This window comes from Bacillus sp. FSL K6-1284 (assembly GCF_038002625.1).
In the GTDB taxonomy this organism is placed as follows: Bacteria; Bacillota; Bacilli; order Bacillales; family Bacillaceae; genus Bacillus; species Bacillus paralicheniformis.
Window position 1 is genome coordinate 3,966,321 of record NZ_JBBOCW010000001.1, and the last position, 25,431, is coordinate 3,991,751.

At 47.3% G+C, this 25,431-nt stretch carries 23 protein-coding genes; 4 read left to right on the forward strand and 19 right to left on the reverse strand.

Annotated features, from left to right (window positions below):
• Window positions 1-53: 53 nt before the first annotated feature.
• Window positions 54-614 carry a chromosome-anchoring protein RacA gene (racA, locus tag MHB72_RS20285; RefSeq protein ID WP_095291436.1) on the forward strand — a complete coding sequence of 187 codons (561 nt, stop codon included), beginning with the start codon at window positions 54-56 and terminating at the stop codon, window positions 612-614.
• A 51-nt stretch (window positions 615-665) separates the two neighbouring features.
• Here racA and MHB72_RS20290 read toward each other — a convergent pair whose 3' ends face one another.
• The 10 genes from MHB72_RS20290 to MHB72_RS20335 all read right to left on the reverse strand — a co-directional run bounded on the left by MHB72_RS20290 (window position 666) and on the right by MHB72_RS20335 (window position 11,450).
• A complete protein-coding gene (locus tag MHB72_RS20290) occupies window positions 666-1,622 on the reverse strand; it encodes an AEC family transporter (protein WP_020453282.1) in 957 nt (318 codons plus the stop codon).
• A 177-nt stretch (window positions 1,623-1,799) separates the two neighbouring features.
• Window positions 1,800-3,503, reverse strand: a complete 1,704-nt coding sequence (gene malS / locus MHB72_RS20295; RefSeq protein ID WP_023857066.1) for an oxaloacetate-decarboxylating malate dehydrogenase — start codon at window positions 3,501-3,503, stop codon at window positions 1,800-1,802.
• Window positions 3,504-3,842: 339 nt separating this feature from the next.
• On the reverse strand, window positions 3,843-4,427 hold the full coding sequence (locus MHB72_RS20300) for a thymidine kinase (RefSeq protein ID WP_020453284.1): 585 nt from the start codon (window positions 4,425-4,427) through the stop codon (window positions 3,843-3,845).
• A gap of 78 nt (window positions 4,428-4,505) precedes the next feature.
• Window positions 4,506-4,706 (reverse strand): 50S ribosomal protein L31, encoded by a 201-nt coding sequence (rpmE, locus tag MHB72_RS20305; RefSeq protein WP_003186051.1) that lies wholly within the window; start codon window positions 4,704-4,706, stop codon window positions 4,506-4,508.
• A gap of 127 nt (window positions 4,707-4,833) precedes the next feature.
• A complete protein-coding gene (rho, locus tag MHB72_RS20310; protein ID WP_003186053.1) occupies window positions 4,834-6,117 on the reverse strand; it encodes a transcription termination factor Rho in 1,284 nt (427 codons plus the stop codon).
• A 451-nt stretch (window positions 6,118-6,568) separates the two neighbouring features.
• Complete coding sequence (glpX, locus tag MHB72_RS20315; RefSeq protein WP_023857065.1) at window positions 6,569-7,534, reverse strand: class II fructose-bisphosphatase; 966 nt, start codon at window positions 7,532-7,534, stop codon at window positions 6,569-6,571.
• Window positions 7,535-7,600: 66 nt separating this feature from the next.
• Window positions 7,601-8,890, reverse strand: a complete 1,290-nt coding sequence (locus MHB72_RS20320; protein WP_023857064.1) for a UDP-N-acetylglucosamine 1-carboxyvinyltransferase — start codon at window positions 8,888-8,890, stop codon at window positions 7,601-7,603.
• Between the two features lie 257 nt (window positions 8,891-9,147).
• Complete coding sequence (fsa, locus tag MHB72_RS20325; protein ID WP_020453287.1) at window positions 9,148-9,783, reverse strand: fructose-6-phosphate aldolase; 636 nt, start codon at window positions 9,781-9,783, stop codon at window positions 9,148-9,150.
• A gap of 229 nt (window positions 9,784-10,012) precedes the next feature.
• Window positions 10,013-10,870: a class II fructose-bisphosphate aldolase gene (locus tag MHB72_RS20330; protein ID WP_020453288.1), complete on the reverse strand. Its 858-nt coding sequence runs from the start codon at window positions 10,868-10,870 to the stop codon at window positions 10,013-10,015.
• Between the two features lie 202 nt (window positions 10,871-11,072).
• A complete protein-coding gene (locus MHB72_RS20335) occupies window positions 11,073-11,450 on the reverse strand; it encodes a response regulator (protein ID WP_094777382.1) in 378 nt (125 codons plus the stop codon).
• A 173-nt stretch (window positions 11,451-11,623) separates the two neighbouring features.
• Between MHB72_RS20335 and MHB72_RS20340 the strand changes: the two genes are divergently transcribed.
• Window positions 11,624-12,154 (forward strand): DUF2529 domain-containing protein, encoded by a 531-nt coding sequence (locus MHB72_RS20340; RefSeq protein WP_145608063.1) that lies wholly within the window; start codon window positions 11,624-11,626, stop codon window positions 12,152-12,154.
• Window positions 12,155-12,290: 136 nt separating this feature from the next.
• Here MHB72_RS20340 and MHB72_RS20345 read toward each other — a convergent pair whose 3' ends face one another.
• The 7 genes from MHB72_RS20345 to MHB72_RS20375 all read right to left on the reverse strand — a co-directional run bounded on the left by MHB72_RS20345 (window position 12,291) and on the right by MHB72_RS20375 (window position 21,541).
• Complete coding sequence (locus tag MHB72_RS20345; protein ID WP_103749415.1) at window positions 12,291-13,898, reverse strand: CTP synthase; 1,608 nt, start codon at window positions 13,896-13,898, stop codon at window positions 12,291-12,293.
• Window positions 13,899-14,154: 256 nt separating this feature from the next.
• On the reverse strand, window positions 14,155-14,673 hold the full coding sequence (gene rpoE, locus MHB72_RS20350) for a DNA-directed RNA polymerase subunit delta (RefSeq protein ID WP_023857062.1): 519 nt from the start codon (window positions 14,671-14,673) through the stop codon (window positions 14,155-14,157).
• Between the two features lie 302 nt (window positions 14,674-14,975).
• On the reverse strand, window positions 14,976-16,115 hold the full coding sequence (locus MHB72_RS20355; protein WP_216919323.1) for an acyl-CoA dehydrogenase: 1,140 nt from the start codon (window positions 16,113-16,115) through the stop codon (window positions 14,976-14,978).
• A 12-nt stretch (window positions 16,116-16,127) separates the two neighbouring features.
• A complete protein-coding gene (locus MHB72_RS20360; protein ID WP_216919321.1) occupies window positions 16,128-17,258 on the reverse strand; it encodes an acyl-CoA dehydrogenase family protein in 1,131 nt (376 codons plus the stop codon).
• A 12-nt stretch (window positions 17,259-17,270) separates the two neighbouring features.
• Complete coding sequence (locus tag MHB72_RS20365) at window positions 17,271-18,134, reverse strand: 3-hydroxybutyryl-CoA dehydrogenase (RefSeq protein ID WP_216919319.1); 864 nt, start codon at window positions 18,132-18,134, stop codon at window positions 17,271-17,273.
• Between the two features lie 16 nt (window positions 18,135-18,150).
• A complete protein-coding gene (locus tag MHB72_RS20370; protein WP_216919318.1) occupies window positions 18,151-19,329 on the reverse strand; it encodes an acetyl-CoA C-acetyltransferase in 1,179 nt (392 codons plus the stop codon).
• 97 nt (window positions 19,330-19,426) lie between these two features.
• A complete protein-coding gene (locus tag MHB72_RS20375; protein ID WP_216919317.1) occupies window positions 19,427-21,541 on the reverse strand; it encodes a (Fe-S)-binding protein in 2,115 nt (704 codons plus the stop codon).
• A 149-nt stretch (window positions 21,542-21,690) separates the two neighbouring features.
• On the opposite strand from MHB72_RS20375, the gene cls reads away from it, so the two are divergent.
• Window positions 21,691-22,881 (forward strand): cardiolipin synthase, encoded by a 1,191-nt coding sequence (gene cls / locus MHB72_RS20380; protein WP_216919316.1) that lies wholly within the window; start codon window positions 21,691-21,693, stop codon window positions 22,879-22,881.
• Between the two features lie 73 nt (window positions 22,882-22,954).
• Window positions 22,955-23,221, forward strand: coding sequence for a hypothetical protein (locus MHB72_RS20385; RefSeq protein WP_023857054.1), 267 nt, complete (start codon window positions 22,955-22,957; stop codon window positions 23,219-23,221).
• Between the two features lie 85 nt (window positions 23,222-23,306).
• Here MHB72_RS20385 and argS read toward each other — a convergent pair whose 3' ends face one another.
• Window positions 23,307-24,977: an arginine--tRNA ligase gene (gene argS, locus MHB72_RS20390; RefSeq protein ID WP_216919315.1), complete on the reverse strand. Its 1,671-nt coding sequence runs from the start codon at window positions 24,975-24,977 to the stop codon at window positions 23,307-23,309.
• Window positions 24,974-25,402, reverse strand: a complete 429-nt coding sequence (locus MHB72_RS20395) for a DUF1934 domain-containing protein (protein ID WP_023857052.1) — start codon at window positions 25,400-25,402, stop codon at window positions 24,974-24,976. Before MHB72_RS20395 ends, argS begins: the two co-directional genes overlap by 4 nt.
• Between the last annotated feature and the right edge of the window lie 29 nt (window positions 25,403-25,431).

Sequence of the window (25,431 nt, forward strand, 5' to 3'; positions counted from 1 at the left end):
TCAGGTCGAATACCCTATTTAATGAACAGTTACAGGTTAAAAGGAGGTATCATATGAATACTGCTGATGCGGCAAATGAACTCGGGGTATCAACCAAAACGGTGCAGCGCTGGGTCAAGCAGCTGCAACTGCCCGCTTCCCGAAATGAGCTTGGCCACTACTTTTTCACGAAAGACGATATCGCCATTTTAAAAGAAGTAAAAGAGCAGTTAAAAAACGGTACGCCTATGCAGGATGTCACGGTCAAACGCCCGAAAAAAACCTTCCTCATCAAGAAAAACGAAATGGTTCAAACGGAAGAGCCGGCACCGCCGTTGAATGAGCGGCTCGAAGAAAGGCTGCAGCGTTTTTTAGAGCACGAACAGCTTGAACGCGAGCTGCTCCAAAAGAAAATCGCCGAGCTGGAAAGAAAGCTTGAACAAAAAGCGGACGATGTCGTCTCCTATCAGCTTCTGCAGCAAAGGCGCGAACTGGAAGAAGAACGGCAGCAGATCAAACATCTCGAACAGAAAATCAGTGAATTGGAAAGCATGAACCGCCACGAAAAAGATACAGCCGGCAGAAGAGAAGAAAAAAAACCGAAAAGCAAATTGAAATCGATCTTCTCTTTTTAAAGCGCAAAAAAGCTTGCAAGGCCATAAAACGGCTTCTTGCAAGCTTTTTCATTATGCTGTAATGGCAATCAATATCGGCAGTGAAATAATTGACAGCACCGCACTGATCACAAACGCGGATGCCGTTTCTGCTTCCTGGCTTTCAAAGTTTGTAGCAATCATAGCCGCCACGGCAGATCCAGGGAATGCCACAAGCAGAACCGCTTTTGTCATGTCGGCGGAAGAAAGGCCCACGACCATCGCGATCACAAACATTAAAGCAGGCTGAGCAGCGACTTTTAATAAAGCGATGCTCAAAGCAGGCATGCTGAATTTGATTTTACGGATTCCGACAGTCACCCCGACTGCGAAAAGAGCGATACCTGAAGTCGTATTTCCGAGCATATCAAGCATTTTCTGCGGCAATTCAGGAATCTGCAGACCGAATAATACAAGAATGATACTTGCAAGCGGTGCAAAAGCGAGCGGTTCAGACAAACCGTGTAAAATTGATTTTCCTGTTACCTTCCAAATGCTGTCTGTCGTTTCCGCTTGTTTTTTAGAAGAACGGCCGACAGTTCCGACGATGATCGCAAGAGGATCAAGCATCGCATTCACGACAATTCCCGTAATCGCGATCGGAATCGCAACTTCCTGCATGCCGAACAGGCTGCCCAATACCGGAATTCCCATAAAGGCGAATGTCGGCTGAGCTGAGTTTAATGAGAACATTGAAGCATCTGTTAAATCGTACTTAAATAAAAATCGTAAAAGAAGCAAAATAATTACGTAAAATCCAACGATACCGATGACCAGTGAAATCATCAGCGGAATCTGGCTGTAAAACTTATCTTTTGGCGTTGACAAAATGCTTGAAACAAAGTGGGCCGGAAGCGCGTATTTCGTAACGAGCGTACTTACCCCTTTTGCAGATTTAGCATCATAGCTTCCAAAGTGACCCGCGAACCATCCCAGCGCAATAACAAAAAATATTGGCGCAAGGAGGATTAAAATATTTAAAAAGTCCAAGACTGTTTCCTCCTCTATGTTGTCCCTTTCAGGGACGAATTAACGGCGGCTGATAAACGCAGTCGCCCTGTTACACAGCCGTCGATCCCATTTTTCATCTTTGATTGGTGCAGCCCGGTGACAAAATATCCGGACCCGGGCTGCTGTTTCTTTTTATCGTTTCCTCAGTATTGAATATTAGTCGCGTTTTGCAACAATTGTTTGATATTCCGGACGCCACATGGCTTCGCGAACCGCCTTTTCGACATCTTCAGGCTGAACTTGGGCCACGCCGTCTTTAATGGCAGCTTTCACAACATCAATTGCCACTTGAACGGATACGTCTTGCAGGTCGTCAATTTTCGGCAGCAGGCCTGCACCCGGTTTTTCATGGTCAACCATGTTCGCGACCGCGTTTGCAGATGCTGCAAACATGCCGTTTGTGATGACTTTCGCCTTCGAAACGATTGTTCCCAGGCCTAATCCAGGGAATACGAAAGCATTATTGGATTGTCCGATTTCGTGTTTCACGCCATTGTACTCAACAGCTTCAAACGGGCTTCCCGTCGCCACAAGCGCTTTTCCGTCCGTCCATTTGAACAAGTCTTCAGGAACAGCTTCAGCCAAATGTGTCGGATTGGACATCGGCAGAATCACCGGACGTTCAGTATGAGCCGCCATCTCTTTGATAATTTCTTCAGTGAAGGCGCCGGCAACACCTGATGTACCAATCAGAATGGTAGGCTTCACTTGACGGATGACTTCCTCAAAGGAAATCTCTCCCTTTTCATTGCGTTTCCATTCTTTCACTTCTTCGGTATCGCGCAAATACGGTTCTTGGAAATCCAAAATTTGATCCATGCCTGTCGTTAATAATCCTCTGTAGTCGACTGTCCAGAATGCGCGGCTGGCTTCTTCTTCTGAAAGCCCTTCAAGCACCATGGTGTCACGGATTTGGTCAGCAATTCCGATACCCGCAGAACCAGGTCCGAAGATGACGACGCGGTGGTCTTTCAAAGACGTGCCGGTCTTTTTAACAGCTGCTAAAATCGCTGCCAGCGTGATAGCTCCTGTTCCTTGGATATCATCGTTAAATGTCGAAATTTTATGGTTATATTTACTCATAATATTGCGAGCATTTTTATTTCCGAAATCTTCCCAGTGAAGAAGCGCATTAGGGAAAAACTTCAATGCTGTTTCGACATAAGCGTCGATAAATTGTTCGTAACGCTCACCTTCTACACGCGGATGACGGTTTCCGATATAAAGCGGATCGTTTAGCAGTTTTTCATTATTCGTTCCGACATCCAGTACGACTGGGATGACGCGGCTCGGATCGATTCCTGCTGCCGCCGTATATACTGCAAGCTTACCAATTGCAATGTTGATGCCTCCGACGCCCCAGTCGCCGATGCCCAAGATGCTTTCGGAATCGGTCGCAACGATCAAATCGATGTCATCAGCAGACGCCTGCAGGTTTTTAAACGCCGTTTCGATTCCGTCTATATCATCGATTGACAAGTAAACACCGTGCGGTCTGCGGTATTCGTGGCTGTATTCCTGAATCGCTTCACCGACAGTTGGCGTATAGACAACCGGAAGCATTTCACGCAGATGGTTTTGCAATAATTTATAGAAAAGCACTTCGTTTCTGTTTTGCAGATCGTTCAAATATACATTTTGACGAAGTCTGTCAGGTTGACGGGAAAATTGTTCATAAGCCCGTTCCGCCTGCTGATCAAGGCTGAGAACAGTCGGCGGCAGAAGCCCTTCAAGACCAAGGTTCTTTCTTTCTTCAAGCGAAAATGCAACACCTTTATTAAGCGTCGGAATGGAAAGAACGTCTTTTCCCCGCAAAGAAGTCTCCAAATATCCTTCCTTCGTTCTTCTCATGTTGTTCACACTAATTACCTTCTTTCTTAAAATATTAATGAAGTGAAATAAATACGGTAAACAATATAGAACATTTGCCTTTTTTACACATGTAGATTGTCAAATATGTAACGCGCGTTTTTGACAAAAAACTGAACATTTCTTAAAACCTATTTACTTTTTACTGACTACAGTAAGTCATTTTATGCCTGACTTTGTCAAAATTCAAGCGATGAAAATTAGTTAATTTTTTCGTATTCTTAATTAAGTTTTTTAATTACATTAATTCCTATAAAAAGGATTCAATAAAAAAAACACTTGTTTTTACCAAGTGTTTTTTGCGTGAAAATCTTATGTGTTTGTCCGATTTCATTTTGGCTTTCCAGGCACTTCATGATGGTGGCGGCAGCGTGCTTCATATGCTTCGGAAGCCCCCACCAAAATGACCGGATCGTCATAAGAAGCAGGTTTTCCATTGATCAGCCTCTGCGTACGGCTGGCCGGAGATCCGCAGACAGAGCACACCGCTTGCAGCTTCGTCACCGTTTCCGCTAAAGCCATAAGATCTGGCACGACACCGAAAGGCTCGCCCCGGAAGTCCAAATCAAGACCTGCTGCAATCACACGGTAGCCCTGATCAGCCAGAGAAGTTAACGTGCCGACAATCGATTCGTCAAAAAACTGGACTTCATCGACGCCGATGACATCCGTTTCTTTGCTTATGTATTGAAAAATTTCTTCCGGAGATGCGATGGCATGGCAAACAATGGATGTCCCATTATGCGAAACAACCGATTCACTGCTGTAGCGATTATCAATGGCTGGTTTAAACACTTTGACTTCCTGTCTCGCAAACGTTGCCCTTTTGATCCGGCGGATAAGCTCCTCTGACTTGCCCGAAAACATGCTTCCGCATATGAGCTCAAGCCATCCGCTTTGCTTCATGATGTACATCCGACTAACTCCTCTCCAGCGATTATTGCAAGTAAAAAAACAGGCAAGAAAAATCCTGCCTGTTTATCATATCTATTATTACTTAAGACCGTATTTTTTGTTAAAGCGATCAACACGACCATCAGCAGAAGCGAATTTTTGGCGGCCAGTGTAGAACGGATGGCATTCAGAACAAATCTCAACGCGTACCTCTTCTTTTACTGAACCTGTTTCAAATTCGTTTCCACAAGCGCATTTGACTGTTGCTTTTTTGAACTCAGGATGAATTCCTGCTTTCATATCTGTCATCTCCTTCCGCCCTGAATCCAATTCGGAAACAGAGTTATTATTCCGGGACAAAACCTCCGGAACGCACATGATGAAATTATAACAGCGATTCGGACGTTTTGCAAACTAAAGTTTTAAATCAGCGCCTTGCCGCCGACATATTCGCTTGCTTCCATTCCTGGATCAGAATATCGAAAAACTCCTGATTCGTTTTCGTCTTTTTCATTTTTCTCATAAATTTCTCGACGAAATCAGGCGTGTCAGACATCGTTTTCCGGATGGACCACAGACGGTCAAGGTGCTCTTTCGGAACGAGAAGTTCTTCTTTACGCGTACCCGAACGGCGAATATCAATGGCAGGAAAGATTCTTCTTTCCGCAAGAGAACGGTCAAGATGAAGCTCCATGTTCCCTGTCCCTTTAAATTCTTCATAAATGACGTCATCCATCCGCGAGCCCGTGTCGACAAGCGCGGTCGCCAAGATCGTTAAGCTGCCGCCCTCTTCGATGTTGCGGGCTGCTCCAAAGAAACGCTTTGGACGGTGGAAAGCGCCGGGATCGATTCCCCCTGACAACGTTCGGCCGCTCGGTGGAATGACTAGGTTATAAGCGCGGGCAAGCCTTGTAATGCTGTCCATTAAAATGATGACGTCCTTTTTATGTTCGACAAGCCTCATCGCACGTTCCAAAACAAGCTCGGCCACCTTGATGTGGTTTTCAGGCACTTCGTCAAACGTGGAGCTGACGACGTCTCCTGCAACCGAACGTTCGATATCAGTCACTTCCTCAGGCCTTTCATCGATAAGAAGCACGATCAGCTCCGCCTCCGGATGGTTGGTTGTGATGCTGTTCGCGATCTCTTTCAAAAGCATGGTTTTACCTGCTTTAGGCGGAGCGACGATCAGACCGCGCTGTCCAAATCCGACCGGCGCCATCATGTCCATGATCCGTGTTGACAGGTGATTCGGTTTCGTTTCAAGCACCATCTGGCGGTCTGGATAAAGAGGCGTTAACGCTGGAAAGTGCACGCGCTCTTTTGCCGATTCAGGATCGTCGCCGTTAACCGCTTCAACATGCAGAAGGCCGTAATACCGTTCGTTTTCTTTTGGAGGACGGACCTTTCCGGACACTTTGTCACCGTTTCTCAAATCAAAACGGCGGATTTGCGAAGCGGAAATATAGATATCCTCTGAACTAGGGGAGTAATTGATCGGTCTGAGAAAGCCGAACCCTTCAGACTGGATGATTTCCAATACGCCTTCCATGAACAGCAGATCTTCCTGTTCGGCGTTCGCTTTCAGAATGGCAAAAATCAGTTCCTTTTTTGTCAGTTTGCTGTAATAAGAGACTTTATAATGCCTTGCAAGCTCATACAGCTCTTTTAATTTCATATTTTCCAAAGATGAAATGGATACATCTTTCACTAAGAACACCACTCTTTTCTAATCGAATAATTTACTTTGTCTCATCAAATTCATGAAAGACGCTTGATTATACTGCCGATTCGTTTACCGGCAACGCTTCTACCCATATATATCGACGTATTGAAAAGGATTATAAGTATGAGTCGAGAAAGAAGCGAGGACTTAACAAGAGAAGATAATCGCATATCTGATAGATGCGGCAGGATTTTGGCTCTCTAAGAACCAACATGTGCAGAAAATTTCGCAGCACTCTTTAGTTTTACCCCATTTGTCGTACATATTCAACTTCATTTACGATTTGACATGAAATTGATAGAGATGACCCTGTTTTGAAAATGCCTTGACATAAAGAAGAAAAAGCCGTTAGCTATTGTATCAGAGTATGAACCTTGATTCAATTCGTGAAGTGAAATACAAGGGAAAAGCGGGTCGTCTATATCCCCGCTTTTTCTTATGGCCGGATGACCAGGTTAGGTTTTTTCTTGAGACTGTGTCTTCCGTCCACAAACCGCACCGTACCGGATTTCGCTCTCATGACTATACTGTGGGTCGTTCCAACAGATCCTTTGAATTGCACGCCTTTCAAGAGCTCTCCGTCTGTGACACCGGTTGCAGCAAAAATCGCGTCGTCTCCTTTGACGAGGTCTTCCATGCGGAGCACTTTGCCCGTATCAAGCCCCATCTTTTCACAGCGTCTCAGTTCTTCTTCGTTTTGAGGAAGAAGCTTTCCGTGAATTTCTCCTCCGAGAGCTTTGAGTGCGACAGCAGACAAGACGCCTTCCGGAGCTCCCCCTGAGCCGAATAAAATATCGACGCCTGTATGATCAAAAGCGGTGTTAATGGCACCGGCCACGTCCCCGTCGTTGATCAGCTTGATTCGGGCGCCTGCTTCGCGAAGCTCATGGATGATTTCCTCGTGCCGCGAACGGTTCAAAATCGTGGCTACGACATCTTCTACATCTTTATTTTTTGCTTTTGCCACAGCTTTTAAGTTATCAATCACAGGCGCTTCAATATCGATGCAGCCGACAGCTTCAGGACCTACAGCGATTTTATCCATATACATGTCAGGCGCATTCAGCAAGTTTCCGTGATCAGCCACAGCAATGACTGCGAGTGCGTTCCATCCGCCGCTTGCAACGATGTTCGTCCCTTCGAGAGGATCTACTGCTACGTCTACGCGAGGGCCGTAGCCGTTGCCGAGCTTTTCTCCAATATAAAGCATCGGCGCTTCGTCCATTTCCCCTTCTCCGATTACGACCGTTCCCTTCATAGGAATGGTGTCAAATACATCCCTCATGGCGCTTGTCGCAGCGTCGTCGGCCTCGTCCTTTTTACCTCTACCCATCCAGCGCGCTGACTTAAGCGCAGCCGCTTCTGTCACACGCACCAGTTCCATCGATAAGCTTCTTTCCATTCCTATCTAATCTCCCCTCACCCGTATGAAATCGTTTTATGTTTGATCTATCACAGCATTTGTCCATCAGGAATTTTGCAGCTGTTCAATTTCCTGGTCTGTCAATTTTTCGCGCCAGACAGTGGCCCCAAGCTTTGCCAGCTTTTCTTCAAGCTGGCTGTAGCCTCTGTCAAGGTGCTCCAAACCGGTGATTTCCGTGACTCCTTCCGCCATTAGACCCGCAACAACGAGACACGCTCCCGCCCGCAGATCGCTCGCTTTCACCTTGGCGCCCTGCAGAGGAACGGGACCGGTAATAATCGCCGATCTGCCTTCGACCTTCATCGACGCGCCCATGCGCCTCAGCTCGTCAATATGTTTGAAGCGGGCGGAATAAATGGTGTCAGTGACGACGCTCGTCCCGTTTGCCTTCGTTAAGAGCGATGTCATCGGCTGCTGCAGATCTGTCGGAAAACCGGGGTATACGAGCGTTTTTAAATCGACGGGTTTCAGCTCTTTCTGTCCGCCGACCATTAAAATCTGCTCGCTGCTTTCTTCGATTCGAACTCCCATTTCGCGGAGCTTGGCGATTAACGATTCCAAATGCGTCGGAATCACATTATCAATCAGCACTTCTTGTCCCATGGAAGCAGCTGCGATCATGAAAGTGCCGGCTTCGATCCGGTCCGGAATAATCGAGTGTCTGCACCCGTGAAGCGACTCAACGCCTTCGATGCGAATGACATCCGTACCGGCACCTTTTATTTTTGCTCCCATGCTCGTTAAAAGGGTCGCAACATCGATAATCTCAGGTTCTTTCGCAGCATTTTCAATTACGGTTCTGCCTTTGGCAAGCACGGCGGCAAGCATGATGTTGATCGTTGCTCCAACACTGACGACATCAAGATAAATGCGCGCGCCTTTTAATTCCTCCGCACGCAGATAGATCGCACCCTGTTCGTTCGTCACTTCGGCTCCGAGCGCCTCGAAACCTTTGATATGCTGATCAATCGGTCTCGGACCGAGGTGGCAGCCGCCTGGAAGGCCGATGACCGCTTTCTTAAAGCGTCCGAGCATCGCGCCCATTAAGTAATAAGAAGCCCGAAGCTGTTTCACTTTTCCATTCGGCAAAGGCATGCTGATCATCGGCGCAGGATCAACGACCATTTCTCCCTTTTCAAAGTGAACGTTTCCGCCGATCTCTCTCAGCAGATCGCGCAGCGTCAAAATGTCTGAAATATGGGGAAGGCCTTCAAGCGTAACCGTCGAATCAGCCAAAATCGTCGCGGGTATGAGAGCGACAGCGCTGTTTTTCGCTCCGCTTATATGTACTGTGCCATTGAGAGGATCGCCGCCGGCTATATTTAACTTTTCCATGATCGTCTCCTTCCTTAAAGAAGATAGCTAATGGAGCGCTTCATAATGAGATTTCCTTCAGACTCAAAATAAATGGTTCATTTCAAAATCTATCCAATTAAAAGAGAAAGAATACAACACATTTTAAATTTATCGGGAAGAAAAGTAGCGAAGCAGACTGCGGCAAGGTTCTCTTCTGCAAAACATTCATTTCTCTTTGTAAGACAAAATGGTGACAAACGGAGGGAGCCCCTCCACTTGCCACCCACATGAAGCAATTATTTATTCCAGTCAGCTAAAAACTGTTCAATCCCTTTATCAGTCAGCGGGTGCTTTGTAAGCTGATGAATGACTTTGAGAGGCATCGTACCGATATGCGCTCCCCTTAGCGCGGCTTCAGTCACATGCTGCGCATGGCGGATGGACGCGGCGATGATTTGCGTGTCCAAACCGTGCACATCGAAAATTTGTTTAATTTCACTGATCAAATCGAGGCCGTTGTGGCCGATATCGTCAAGGCGTCCCAGGAACGGGGAAACATACGTAGCTCCTGCTCTTGCGGCAAGAAGCGCCTGGTTTGCGCTGAAGATCAGCGTGACGTTCGTTTTAATCCCGAGATCGGTTAATGCTTTAACAGCTTTCAGGCCGTCAGACGTCATCGGAATTTTCACCGTAATATTCGGCGCGATTTTCGCAAGCTCTTTTCCTTCTTCAATCATCTCTTCAGCCTTCAGAGAAATAACCTCGGCGCTGACTGACCCAGAAACCACTTCGGTAATTTCACGCAGACGGTCATGAAACGAAATGTTTTCTTTTGCTACTAAACTAGGATTTGTCGTAACTCCTGCAAGCACGCCGAGAGCGTGTGCCTCTTTGATTTCGTCTAAATTTGCAGTATCAATAAAAAACAGCATATTGATAAAACCTCCTGTCATGAAAATGTCTGAACTGTGGAACATGTTTGCGCTTTCCGGATGATATGGATAAAACCGCCTGTCGCTATCAGGCGGCTTTTTTGACTGAACGGGAAGCAAAAGAGCCTCATGCCGTCAAAGGCATGTGTTAACAGCACTTCCCTAAAACATCAGAAAAACATCCTGTTCCCCCGGCTTTGCGGGAAAACAGATGCTTTTCCAATCGTCATTATGCTTTGTTTGAAGAACCAAATTCACGCATTTTGCCGATCACTGTTTCTTTGATAGCTTCGCGTGCAGGTCCGAGGTATTTGCGCGGATCATACTCTTCAGGCTTCGCAGCAAGCGTTTCGCGAACAGCTTTCGCAGAAGCGATTTGGTTTTCAGTGTTGACGTTGATTTTTGCCGTACCTAAAGAAATAGCTTTCTTGATGTCGGCAGTCGGAATGCCTGTACCGCCGTGAAGTACGAGCGGAAGACCAGTTGTGTTTCCGATTTCTTCCATTTCTTTGAATCCAAGGTTTGGTTCGCCTTTGTAAGGGCCGTGAACAGAACCTAATGCAGGTGCAAGGCAGTCGATTCCTGTGCGCTCAACAAGTTCTTGACACTCTTTAGGGTCCGCGTAGATGACGCCTTCAGCAATTACGTCGTCTTCCTGTCCGCCTACAGTTCCAAGCTCAGCTTCAACTGATACACCGTGGAAATGAGCAAGCTCAACAACTTTTGAAGTCGTCGCAACGTTCTCCTCGAAAGGATGGTGGGAAGCGTCGATCATAACGGAAGTGAATCCCGCATGAATCGCTTTTGCACAAGATTCAAAGCTTGAGCCGTGGTCTAAATGAATCGCAACAGGTACTGTTACGTTGTATTCTTCCATCAGCGCTTTAACCATTGCCACAACGGTTTTAAATCCGCCCATATAGCGTCCTGCACCTTCTGATACACCGAGGATAACAGGAGATTTCTCTTCTTCAGCGGCTTGTAAAATCGCTTGAGTGAACTCAAGGTTATTTAAGTTAAATTGTCCGACAGCATATCCGTTTTCTTTTGCTTTATTCAACATTTCCGTCATTGATACTAAAGGCATGTCGAAAGTCCTCCTTATGTAGCCTGATTTGCTTTTGCGAAAAAAGCCTCCACACCTACCTAGCATGACCAGAAAAATCCGCCATATGTAAAATGTTTTGGTTTTTTAAAAACGTTAGATAGCTTTTCTCTACTTATATAGAATAACAATTAATCAACAAATCGGCAACATTGTGACTGTGACAACATCAAAAACTTTTCAGCTATCCGTTGGACTTTATAGGCAGATAGGTTTTAACGGCATCGCGAATTTCGTCGATGTCAAAAGGCTTCGCAAAGTGCGTCAGGGCTCCGAGCTCCTTCGATTCCTGGATCATGTCGAGCTCTCCGTAGGCCGTCATAATGATGACCCGGATCCCCTCGTCAATGACCTTCATCCTTTTCAAAATTTCAATTCCGTCCATGCCGGGGATTTTCATATCGAGCAAAACGAGGTCGGGGCGCTGGTTTTTCACAATGTCAAGCGCTTGAATCCCGTTCGCAGCCTGGAAGGTTTTGTATCCTTCTTTATTGAAAACTTCATTCAGCAGAACCCGAATCCCGTACTGGTCGTCTACGATTAAAATCTTCTCATTCATGATTTACACCTCTATATTTATAATTTTCGCCAAAATTAAGCAGTAGTTTATCTATTCTGTTTTGTTTTTCTCTTTTCCTTTAATTAAAATATTTAAGTTTGCGACATATTTAGAGGATTTTTCCCATTATTCTCTTTTGTTATATAATGATAGTCAGTAAAAAAGGAGGAGTCAGCTTGCTTAAAATTTTCACCACTCAATTGACGGGAATCTTCAACCGGATTCAAGAGGGCGAGGCCCAATCGATAGAGGACGGCGCCCGCTTGTTGGCTCAGGCGGTCATCAGTGATCATTCGGTTTATGTATACGGAAAAAATGAATTGGAAGGCATTTTGAAAGAAGCGATGTACAGTTCTGAACCGTTCCCCTCAGTCAAAGTGCTGCCGAAGAACGAAGAAAACTGGCCCGATTTTGAAATGACGGACAAAGTGCTGATGTTCTGCGCCGGTTCAGCGGATGACGAAGAGCTGAAAATGGCGGAAAAACTGTATGAAAGAGGAATCGGACTTGTTGTCGTCTCCCCTTCGGGAAAAGACGGCGCCCCGATCGAATCATTCGCCGATGTCCATATCGATTCAAAGCTGAGAATGCCGCTTCTTCCCGATGAAGACGGAACAAGGTTCGGATTTCCGTCCCTGATGGTCAGCCTCTACATTTATCATGCCCTATCCTTTACATTAAAGGAAATTCTTCAGGAATACCAATAAAACAGGGTTGCCTAAAGGAAATTAATGACGGTGGGGCCGGCCTTAATGAATATAGTACCAGTTCGGGCCGCCATTATCACCAGAAAAATCCAAAAAAGGCCTGCCGGCGTGATGTGCCGGCAGGCCTTTTTCTTTTTTACAGCTTTTCCGAAGTCTTCAGCGAAGCATGTACGAAGTCTCTGAACAGAGCCTGAGGTCTTGTCGGTCTTGACGTGAATTCAGGGTGGAACTGAGACGCGACAAACCATGGATGATCTTTAAGCTCGATAATCTCCACGAGACGGCCGTCAGGGCTTGTCCCGGAAAATACAAATCCGGCTTCTTCCATCTGCTGTCTGAATTCGTTGTTGAATTCATAGCGGTGGCGGTGGCGTTCATAGACCACTTCATTTTCATATGCCTGATACGCTTTCGACCCTTCTTGAAGCTTGCACGGATAAAGTCCGAGACGCAGTGTTCCGCCAAGGTCTTCAATGTCCTTTTGTTCAGGGAGAAGGTCGATAATCGGATACGGTGTGGAAGGATCGATTTCGGCTGAGTGCGCTCCTTCAAGACCGAGCACATTTCTTGCGTATTCAATCGATGCCACCTGCATTCCGAGGCAAATGCCGAAGAACGGAATCTTTTGTTCGCGGGCATATTTGACTGTCGTGATTTTCCCTTCAACACCGCGGTCTCCGAATCCGCCCGGCACAAGAATACCATCCGCATTCTGAACAAGATCGGCAACGTTGTCTTCCGTCACTTCTTCCGCATTGATCCATTTAACCTGAATGTCTGCGTCAAACGCATAACCCGCATGGCGAAGCGATTCCACAACTGAAATGTAGGCATCCGGGAGCTCGACGTATTTACCAACCAAAGCGATTGTCACCGTTTTGGACAGACTTTTCACCTTTTTGACAAGTTCTTTCCATTCTTCCATATCGGCTTCTCTACAATTCAGCTTCAAGTGGCTGCAGACTAAGCTGTCCAGCCCTTGTTTTTGCAGGTCGAGAGGAATGGAGTAGAGCGTATCCGCATCGCCGGCCTCGATGACGGCTTTAGGATCGATATCGCAGAACAGCGCGATTTTATCTTTCATGTCCTGAGAAATCGGCATTTCTGTTCTCACGACGATGACATTTGGCTGAATGCCGAGGCTGCGCAGTTCTTTTACGCTGTGCTGAGTCGGCTTTGTTTTCATTTCTCCCGCCGCTTTAAGATATGGAACTAGCGTACAGTGAATGTACATCACATTGTCGCGGCCGACATCGCTCTTGATCTGGCGGATCGCTTCAAGAAACGGCAGCGATTCGATATCACCGACGGTTCCGCCGATTTCGGTGATCACGACATCAGCGCCCGTTTCTTTTCCGGCGCGGAATACGCGGTCTTTAATTTCATTTGTGATATGAGGTATAACCTGTACAGTACCGCCTAAATAATCGCCTCTGCGCTCTTTTTTCAGCACCGTGGAATAGATTTTTCCTGTTGTCACGTTGCTGTATTTATTTAAATTGATGTCGATGAAGCGCTCATAGTGGCCGAGGTCAAGATCCGTTTCCGCACCGTCGTCGGTTACGAACACTTCACCGTGCTGATACGGACTCATTGTCCCCGGGTCTACGTTGATATACGGGTCAAATTTTTGAATGGTGACATTCAAACCTCTGTTCTTCAGCAGGCGGCCGAGCGAAGACGCCGTAATTCCTTTTCCAAGCGAGGATACAACTCCTCCGGTTACAAAGATATATTTTGTCATTTCTGTACCCCTCTCTTCGATTAACGCTTATTCCTTAAAATGCTCTTTTTATGAAAAATCATTTAGATCTTTTCTAAATGATTTAAATGATAAGGAGGCGGAAAAACAAGAAAGCTCCCTTTCAATTTCTTGAAAGGGAGCTGATAGTCCGTATCACTCGAATCTCTTCGTTTTGAAGAGCCCAAAATACATACTACATAGTTCGCCTGTGAAAGTCAAGATCGATTTAAACATGAATTCCGTTCAGGCGGCAAAATTACTCCTCGTCTTCCTCTTCTTCAAAATCTTCATCATCATCGTCCAGGATCTCGTCTTCAAGATCATCCAGTTCATCATCGTCGGCTTCATCGATTTCTTCGAATTCATCGGCGGCAATGTCCAAGTCGTCTTCGACATCGTCAAGAAGAATATCATCCTCGTCGATTTCTTCGAATTCGTCAAGATCAAGATCTTCTTCAACCACTTTTTTCGCTTTTTTCTTTTTCGCTTTTACAGTCGGTTGTGTTTCTTCATCAAGCTGATCATACGGATACCAGCTGCGCAGGCCCCACGTTTGGTCTGACAGCGCCAAAAAGCGTCCGTCGATATTTAAATCTGTGTAGAACTGGGCGATGCGGTCTTCCAGCTCTTCTTTCCCCATTCCAAGCAAGGAAGCCACTTGATCTGTTAGCTCCTGGAATGTAATCGGTTTTTTGTGTTCCGAAAAAATTTCGTATGCGATTTCAACTAAAGCCATTTCCTTTAGCTGTTCCTCTGAGTATTGTTTCAAACTCATCGCCAGACACTCCCTTTCTATCTTCATGTATGTATCTACTATCTCTGTCATAGAAAATAAGCATGTAATCCCTGTCTTTACGACAAACCATACCTCTCATTATAAACAAAAGAAATCACTTTATGCCACCTTTATTCCCGTTAATTCAATAATTTTTACCTGTTGCATTGGAAATCGGCGGCAAGCGGGATTGAAACATAGAACAGCCGGGAGCGTCCGGCCCCTTGAAAACGAAAAAAACTGCGTCGGCGGCCTGTCCGCCGGCAGCAGTCCAAACCGTGCCAGACGGCTGTTTTCCGCCCTTATTTCATCAGCATTCTCGAAATGACGAGCTTCTGTATTTCCTGCGTTCCTTCATAGATTTGAGTGATTTTTGCATCGCGCATAAAGCGCTCGACCGGATAATCCTTTGTGTAGCCGTATCCGCCGAATATTTGCACGGCCTCCGTCGTCACTTTCATAGCCGTATCCCCTGCATATAGCTTCGACATCGCGGAAGCTTTTCCATAAGGCAGCCCCTCTGATTCCAGCCATGCCGCCTGGTAGGTTAAAAGCCTTGAAGCTTCAATCTCCGTCGCCATATCAGCCAGTTTAAAAGCGATGCCCTGCTGCTCAGCGATCGGCCTGCCGAATTGCTTCCGCTCTTTCGCATACGCCTTCGCCGCCTCAAATGCACCCTGGGCAATCCCGACGGCTTGAGCGGCAATTCCGTTTCTTCCTCCATCAAGCGTCTGCATTGCGATTTTAAAGCCTTCACCTTCCCCGCCAAGGCGGTTTTTTAAAGGCACGCGGCAGTCCTGAAAGATAATTTCGGTTGTCGGCGATGAACGGATGCCCAGCTTCCTTTCTTTTTTTCCGACAGAAAAACCGGGAAAATCCTTTTCAACGATAAAAGCGGTTGTGCCTTTGTGCTTCTGTTCCGGCGCAAGGTTGGCAAACACGATGTAGATGTCTGCAATTCCGCCGTTTGTGATAAAGATCTTCGTTCCATTTAAAATATAATCATCACCATTTCTGACCGCGGTCGTTTTCATGCCGCCGGCATCAGAGCCTGAACCGGGCTCCGTCAATCCGTAGGCGCCTATCTTTTCACCGCGGGCCATCGGCTTTAAGTATTCCTGCTTCTGTTCTTCCGTTCCAAATGCATAAATCGGCCAGCCTGCAAGCGAAGTATGGGCTGACAAGGTGACGCCCGTTGAGGCGCAGACTTTCGAAAGCTCTTCTACTGCGATGACATAGGCGAGGTAGTCACTGCCGATCCCCCCGTATTCCTCAGGCCACGGTATTCCCGTCAACCCCAATTCCGCCATTTTGGAAAATAGTTCTATGTCAAACCGCTCTTCCTCATCCCGCTCCTTTGCAGTCGGCTCCACCTCTTGACGGGCAAAGTCGCGCACCATCTTCTGTATCATTTGGTGCTCTTCACTCAGCTTAAAGATCATTCTTTTCCCCCCTTATAAATGCTTACCGATGACGATCCGCTGGATCTCGCTTGTGCCCTCATAAATTTCACACACTTTCGCATCCCTGAAATATCGTTCAGCGCTGAAATCCTTTGTATATCCAAAATCTCCGAGCAGCTGCACGGCCTCTCCGGCGACATACATTGCCGTTTCCGAAGCGAACAGTTTGGCCATTGAAGCAGCCTTTCCCGTCTGGACGCCTTGTTGTTTCAGCGAAGCGGCCTGATAAACGAGAAGCCTGGCAGCCTCTGTCCTCGCCGCCATGTCGGCCAGCTTAAAAGCAAGCCCTTGTCCGTTCTTATACAGCTCTCCGTCCGGATACCATATTTTTAGAAATTCGATGGCTTCAGAAAGCGCTCCTTCGGCGATGCCCAGAGCCTGCGCCGCAATTCCGATCCGCCCGGTATCCAGATTGGAAAGGGCCATTTTGAATCCTTTACCTTCCTTCCCCAGCAGCTGCCGGGCGGGGATGACAGCGTTATCAAAATTTAAAGTGACCGTCAGTGAACCGTGAAGCCCCATTTTCTCTTCATTTTTCCCAATAAAAAAGCCCGGCGTGCCCTTCTCCACGATAAAAGCCGAAATGCCCCCCGTTCCCGCTTTCGGATCGGTTGAAGCAAAAACAAGATAAATGTCGGCGGCTCCGCCGTTTGTGATAAAAACTTTCGTACCGTTGAGCACATAGGTATCGCCGCGCTTTTCGGCCCTGGTTTTTAGACTGCCCGCATCGGAACCGGCACTCGGTTCGGTTAAACAAAAGGCTCCCAAGTACTGCCCTGCTGCCAGCTTTTTAACATAATGTTCTTTTTGCCGCTCATTTCCGTATAAAAGAATGGGAATGGTGACAATTGACGTGTGTACAGATAGAACCGCGCCAAGAACGGCGCTTTTCTTTGACAGCTCATGGATGATCATTATATAGGTGATAAAGTCATGACCGGCCCCGCTGTACTTAGCCGGAATCGGAAGCCCCATCCAGCCGCGCTCCGCCATTTTCTTCAAAAGAGAGGTTGGAAAACGTCCTTTCTCCATTTCAGGTACAAAAGGAGCGACCTCCTGTTTAACAAATTGCCTGACAATCTTCTGCATGCGGGTCTGCTCTTCTGTAAACTGAAAATTCAAGGTCACCCCTCCTTATGTCGGCTGCTTTTCGTACGTATAAAACCCTCTGCCCGTTTTCTTTCCGAGACGTCCTGCGCTGACATATTGTTTAAGGAGCGGACAAGGCCGGTATTTATCATCGCCAAAACCTTCATGCAGCGTCTCCATAATATACAGACACGTATCCAGACCGATCAGGTCAGCGAGAGCCAGCGGGCCCATCGGATGGTTCATGCCAAGCTTCATGATTCCGTCTATGCTTTCTTTCTCGGCGACGCCTTCATAAAGCGCAAAAATCGCCTCGTTAATCATCGGCATTAAAATGCGGTTAGAGATAAATCCCGGAAAATCCCGCACCTCGATCGGAACCTTGTTCATCCGCTCCGCCGCAGCCACGACGGTTTCATATGTTTCGCCGCTCGTCTCAAGCCCCCTGATGACCTCGACAAGCTGCATGACCGGAACCGGGTTCATAAAATGCATGCCGATGACATTTTGAGGTTTTTTCGTGACGGAAGCGAGTTCCGTAATCGACAATGAAGATGTATTTGATGCCAATAGGGCTGAGTCTTCGGTCACTTCATCAAGCCGTTTGAAAATCTCTTTTTTTACATCCATTTGCTCAACAGCCGCTTCAATGATGAGAAAAGCTTCCCGCGCATCGTCGAGCGAAGCCGAAGGAGAAAGACGCTGGTAGATTTGCTGTACGTCTCCATGCGGAAGCTTGCCTTTTTCCGCCTGTCTGACTAGCTGGCCGGAAATGCGCTTCATTCCCTTTTCAATTTGGTCAGGTGATACGTCGTACATGTAAACATTGTATCCGGCCTGGGCAGAGACCTGGGCGATCCCGGCCCCCATCTGGCCGGCTCCGATGACCATGATCGTGTCTTTTTTCATTTAAAATCCCCCTTTTTTATACCTCGATCATCACGGCGTCTCCCTGACCGCCGCCGCTGCAAATGGCAGCAATACCTGTACCGCCGCCGCGCCGTTTTAATTCGTACATAAGCGTCAAAATGATTCTTGCCCCGCTCGCGCCGATCGGATGACCTAGCGCGATGGCGCCGCCGTTGACATTGACCTTCTCCATGTCAAGGCCCACGATCTTTCCGCTTGCCAAAGCTACCGCGGCGAACGCTTCATTGATTTCAAACAGTTTGATATCAGAAAGCTCAGCTCCGGTTTTGTTAAGCAGTTCTCTGATGACAAGCCCTGGGGTTTTCGGGAAGTCTTTGGCTTCGACTGCAATGGATGTGTGCGCTTTAATGACGGCGGACACATTCACATTGAGTTCCTTTGCCCTGTCTTCATTCATCACGATAAGCGAGCATGCTCCGTCATTTACCCCCGGCGCGTTTCCCGCAGTAATTGTCCCGTCGTGGTCAAAAACCGGAGCAAGCTGTGACAGCCTTTCCAATGACGTATCGCGCCGCGGAGCTTCATCTTGATCAACCGTTAATTCGCCGCCCCGCTTCTGCGGTATACAAACAGGGACAATCTCTTCTCCGAGCGCACCTGAAGCTGCAGCCTGTACGGCCCGCATGTGGCTCCTGAGCGCCCATCGATCCTGCTCTTCTCTTGTAATCTCCAACTCTTTCGCAGCGGCATTTCCGTAGGAGCCCATATGAACACCCGTAAATGAGCATGTCAGCCCGTCTGTGATCATCAAATCTTTAACCGCTCCGTCTCCCATTCTCAGCCCCCATCTCGCTTTTTGAAGCAAATAAGGGGCATTTGACATCGATTCCATACCTCCTGCTGCAATGACCTCCGCATCACCGGCCCGGATGATCTGATCCGCCATTGTGACGCTTCTTAAACCTGAAGCGCACACTTTATTAATCGTTTCCGTTTTGACGTCCCATGGCAGTCCCGCAAAACGCGCAGCCTGTCTCGACGGCAGTTGCCCCTGTCCGCCTTGAAGAACGGAACCCATAATGACTTCATCGACATCCTCAGGATGTACACCAGAACGTTTTAATGCTTCTTTTACGGCGATTCCGCCGAGCTCCGCTGCCGTCTTTGACTGAAGCGCGCCCCCGAGTTTTCCAAAAGGCGTGCGCGCGCCGCCTGCAATAACCGATCTCGCCACCTGACATCCTCTCCCCTTATCATGATTTGTGCATACCGAAGATAAAAGAAGGCGGAGATCCGGCTCACACCTTCTTTATTCAAAACCTGAAATCCGTCTATGAAGCATGTTCTTTTTGTTCTGAGCCGAATACGGCGCGTTCAAGCAGCTCCGCCACATCGTAGGTGCCGACCTGATCCTCCATTTCCTTGGCTTTTGTTCCGTCGCCTAGCATCGTCAAACAATACGGACAGCCCGAACTGATGACAGAAGGTGAAGCGCTGAGCGCCTGCTCCGTTCTGGCAACGTTGATCCTTGTGCCCGTCTCTTCCTCCATCCACATGAGACCGCCCCCAGCTCCGCAGCACATTCCGTTTTCACGGCTGCGTTCCATTTCCACTAAATGGATACCCGGAATGGAGCGCAGAATATCGCGCGGCGGTTCGTAAACCTCATTGTAGCGGCCCAAATAGCATGAATCATGAAAGGTGACGGTTTCGCGAACCGGAAACTCAGGTTTCAGCCTTCCTTCTTCAATAAGGGCAGCGAGAATTTCTGTATGATGATACACCTCCGCTTTCAGACCAAAATCAGGATATTCATTTTTAAAAATATTGTATGCATGCGGATCGATGGTTACAATTTTTCGAACATCATTTTTTTCAAATTCTTCAATGTTTTTTGCGGCAAGCTCCTGGAATAAAAACTCGTTGCCAAGCCGCCTCGGCGTATCGCCTGAATTTTTTTCTTTATTGCCTAAAATCGCGAACGTGACCCCGGCTTGATTGAGAAGGCGCGCGAAAGCCATGGCGATCTTCTGGCTTCTCCGGTCATACGATCCCATCGACCCGACCCAGAATAGGTATTCAAAGGACTCGCCTTTTTTCTTCATTTCTTTCACTGTCGGCACCTTAACGTCGTCTCTCATGTCACGCCAGTTTTCGCGTTCTTTTCTGTTTAATCCCCAAGGGTTACCCTGTCTTTCAATGCTCGTCATGGCGCGCTGGGCATCTGCATCCATTTTTCCTTCTGTGAGCACGAGATAGCGGCGGAGATCGATGACCTTGTCGACGTGCTCATTCATGACCGGGCACTGATCTTCACAATTCCGGCACGTTGTGCATGCCCAAATTTCCTCTTCGGTGATGATGTCGCCGATTAAGCTCGGATTGTATAGCTCTGAAGCAGCCGCTTCTCTTGATCCTTCTCCTCCCGCCGCCATGGCCAGCTGGTTGCCTTTCGTATGCTGAAAGAGAGGCGCGGGAACCCAAGGCGTTTTCGATGTTACTGCTGCTCCCTTTTCTGTCAAATGGTCTCTGAGCCGCAAAATCAGATCCATTGGCGAAAGCATCTTGCCTGTTCCGGTAGCCGGGCACATATTGGTACAGCGCCCGCATTCAACGCACGCGTAAAGATCGATCAGCTGGGATTGCCTGAATTCCTCGATCCGTCCGACGCCGAACGTTTCTTTTGTTTCATCTTCAAAATCGATTTTTTGAAGCTTTCCCGGGTTTGTCAGCCGGCTGAAAAATACGTTTGCCGGTCCGGCAATTAAGTGGGCGTGCTTTGACTGCGGCACATAGACTAAAAATGTCAGTAAGATAAGAAGATGCGCCCACCATGCCGCATAGAACACTGCCGCTGAGGCGGTTTCTCCCATGAAGCCGAGGGCAAAAGCGATGCCTGATGCCATCGGTTCGTGCCATGATAATGAATGTTCATGCCAGATCATGTTCATACCGTTTCCGAGTAAAACGGTAAACATCAAGCCGCCGATCAGCATGAGCACGATCCCCGACTTCAAATTACGCTTCAGTCTGACGAGTTTTTCAATATAGCGCCTGTGAAAGGCCCAGACCACCGCAATTAAAATCATCAACGTGACGATTTCCTGAAAAAACGTAAACGCCGGGTAGACGCTGCCAAGCGGAAGTCTTTGATCGGGAACGAGCCCTTTCAAAATAAAATCGATCGCTCCGAACTGAACGAGAATAAAGCCGTAAAAAAACATGACGTGGATAATGCCGCTTTTTTTATCTTTAAGCAGTTTCTTTTGGCCGAACACGTTCTCCCATATCTTTTGAAGGCGCTCCTTCGTCCGCTTATCAAAATCCTCTTTTTGTCCGAGCCTGATGTAACTGATTCTCGTTCGGATCAAGTAGACAAACAGATAAACGGCGTAAGCGGTTACACCTAAAAACGCAATGAAATTCAACCACAATAAGACATTCATCAGCTGCTCCCCCTTTCATTTCCCCAACCTTAAATCCCCTTGAACTACCTTTATCTTAAATAATGAATGAGTGTTCAGTCAATATGTTTTCATAAATGCAGGAAATTAGGGGGACACTATTCTTTACACGAAAAAAGGGAGTGTCTTCATTGGTGCCGCTTATGATTATGGTATGTTTTCTCATCCTGCTTCTTGCGCTCGATTTCCGTTTCGGCCGCAAAGCCTTTGAAAGGAAAGCCTACGAACCCGTTTTTTCAGAGAAGAAAAGCGATATTGAACTGATTCATAACGGAGAAGACTTGTGTGAGCGGCTGCTGGATGACATCCGCCAGGCCGAATCGTCGGTGCATGTCATGTTTTATATTGTGAAGAACGATGATATCAGCCTTGAATTTTTAAAAATGCTGAAGGATAAAGCGAAAGCCGGCGTATGCGTACGCTTGCTGATTGACCGGATCGGCGCGATGAAGGTAAAGAAAAAAACGCTGTCAGACTTGAAACAAAGCGGAGCGCACGTTTTTTTTGTCAACAATCCGGGCTTCCCTTATTTCTTTTATCGACTGAATGCAAGAAATCACCGGAAAATCGCCGTCATAGACGGAAAGATCGGCTATGTGGGCGGATTTAACATTGCGAAAGAATACCTTGGTAAAAAAGCGGAATTCGGCCCGTGGAAGGATTACCATTTGCGAATGACGGGGGAAGGTGTTGCCGACTTGCAGCACATTTTTTTATCAGACTTCAATAGAGAAGCGCCGCTATCACAGCCGGACAGCGGCATGTTCCCGCCGCTCCATCAAGGAGCTGTCACCCATTCGATACATGCGACAAAGGGGTTTTCTCTGGAAGAAAAATATATTTCATTTATTGATCAGGCAAAAGAAAGAATCATGATTTGCACGCCGTACTATATTCCGAGTCCGGCTTTGCAGCAAGCAGTTCTTTCAGCCAGGGAAAGAGGCGTGATCGTCTTGGTTCTCGTGCCGATGAAAGCCGACCATCCGCTTGTCAAAGAGGCCGCCTACACGAACTTTCCCGCACTTTTGGAGGCGGGTTGCTATATTTACCGGTACTACAGAGGCTTTTATCATGCAAAAGCATTGATCGTCGACGACCGGCATGTGATGATCGGAACGTCAAATTTTGACAATCGAAGCCTGTTTCTCAATGATGAAGTGAATGTCGTCATCCATGATAAAGACTGGACAAAACAATTCTTTGACGTCGTCAAGGAAAGTATTGAACACGCCGAGCTTCTGACAAAGGAGCGGTATGCGAAGCGGCCGGTGATGCAGCGGCCCGTCGAATGGCTGGCGAAATCGATTTCATATTTTTTATGAATCGTACGTTTATCCTGCATAACATGCGGGTAACATTTCACCAAAGTGATGATTACATACGGAGGGATATATGATGAACCAAGCAGAGTCGATTAAGCTCCGCGCACAATCGATGACATTAAAAAACTTGATTGAGCTGTACAGACTTTGCCGCTCAGCCAGACATCAGCTTTATATATGCTCAAGAAAAACAATGTGCAAAATTAAAGATTTAATTGAACTGGAAATGTTCAGAATGGCCAATCGCGAAAATGAGTGCCTGATTGTCATCGAAGGGAAGATGGCGCAGGAGTTAGTAAGAAAAGCACAATCGATTCTTTCTGACGCTCAAGTTCAATAAGGGAAGGCGACGGACCTTCCTTGTGTGAGACGCCTCCTCACCAAATCAAGAAAAAATCCCCCGTTCAAAGGACGGGGGATTCGTTTTACATTTTTTCAGGAGCTGATACGCCGATCAGCTTGAGTGCATTATTTAATGTGATTTGTGTTGCCTTCATCAATGATAAACGCGCCCGGCTTTTTTCTTCATCTGCCGGATCGAGAACTTTCTCAGCATTGTAAAAGCTGTGGAGCACAGATGCCAATTCAAAAATATAGTTTGTAATGCGGTGCGGAATCCGCTTCTCTGCGGCATCGGAGACAGCCTCAGGGAACGAGCCGATCACTTTAAGCAGATCATACTCTTTTTCAGAAGCGATTTTCGTCAGGTCAAGGTTCCCTTCAAATGAAATACCTTTTTCTTCGCCTTGTCGCAGCATGCTGCAAATTCTCGCATGAGCGTACTGCGCGTAGTAAACCGGGTTTTCATTCGATGTGGAGACAGCCAGGTCAAGATCAAAGTCCATGTGCGTATCGGCGCTGCGCATCGCAAAGAAGTAACGCACCGCGTCAAGGCCGACCTCATCAATGAGATCGCGCATTGTCACAGCTTTTCCGGTTCTTTTGCTCATCTTCATTTTTTCGCCGTTCTTGTAGAGATGGACGAGCTGGATGATCTCGACCTCAAGCGTTTCTTTGTCATAACCGAGCGCTTCAATGGCCGCTTTCATGCGCGGGATATAGCCGTGATGGTCCGCTCCCCATACGTTGATCAGCTTTTGGAAGCCGCGGTCAAGCTTGTCTTTGTGATAAGCGATGTCAGGCAGAAGATACGTGTAGGACCCGTCTTTTTTGATCAGGACGCGGTCTTTGTCATCGCCGAACGCCGTCGAGCGGAACCATGTCGCCCCGTCTTCTTCATAGATGTGCCCTTTTTCGCGAAGGGCTTCGAGCGCCTGATCGATCTTTCCGTTTTGGTAAAGCGATGTCTCTGAGTACCAGACATCAAATGGGACACGGAAATTCTCGAGGTCTTCACGAAGTTTGCCTAATTCGTACTTTAAGCCGTATTCACGGAAAAACGCGAGGCGTTCGCTCTCTTCTTCATGAACAAAACGGTCGCCGAATTCATCGGCGAGCTTTCGGCCGATTTCCTTAATGTCTTCGCCGTGATATCCGTCTTCAGGCATCGGCTTGTCTTTTCCAAGCGCCTGAAAGTAACGGGCCTCGACGGATAATGCGAGGTTGTTGATTTGATTGCCGGCATCGTTGATGTAATATTCGCGGCTCACTTCATACCCCGCTTTTTCAAGTACATTGCAGAGAGAATCTCCGACAGCGGCTCCGCGGGCATGTCCAAGATGCAGGTTGCCCGTCGGGTTTGCTGAGACGAATTCCACCTGAACGCGTTCTCCGCCTCCGATATTTGTTTCACCGTAGGCCTCTCCTGCTTCAAGCACAGCCGGAATGAGCTTCGCTAAATATTGATTGTTCATGTAGAAATTGATAAAACCCGGTCCTGCGATATCAAGTTTGTCGATCGACGCTTTTCCTTTATCAAAGGATGCGACGATTTCCTCGGCAATATTCCGCGGCGCTTTTTTGGCGATTCTCGCCAGCTGCATCGCCATGTTAGTGGAATAGTCTCCATGCGACTTGTCTTTCGGGACTTCCAATACGACTTCGGGAATCTCGCTTTCTGCGGCGAGGCCGGCTTTCATGACAGCTTCTTTAATTTCCTGCTTCAGCACATCTTTCATTTGTTCGACTATGTTCATGACTCGTGTCCTCCTCTATACGAAATCGACATCATATGTAAATGCTTTTGTTCATCGCTTACAATCATATCGTACTCAACACTGATCTTTCCGTCTGGCGGCTGCCGGGTGACTGATACGGATTTTGTATCCACGCCAAGCTCGAGCCTGCCGAAAGGCATTTTATAATGAGTGACGGTGCGGCTGCCCGGCCTGAAACGCTGTTTCATTTCAATGGCGCCGGAACGCATCACCAGAACTTCGTTTTCGCTTGCTTTTACGATCGTCTTCACCTTTCCCGCATCATGCTCTTCATGATAAGAAAGATATATTTTATCTTTTTTCATATAATAAAACCCAGTTGTCCGGAACTCGATCGTTTCCGTGTCCGATCCTTCCCGGATAACAGATTTCACATGGATATTAACGGGTGTCTCCTGGTTCATTCCGACACTTCCTTTTTTGATCCGATTTG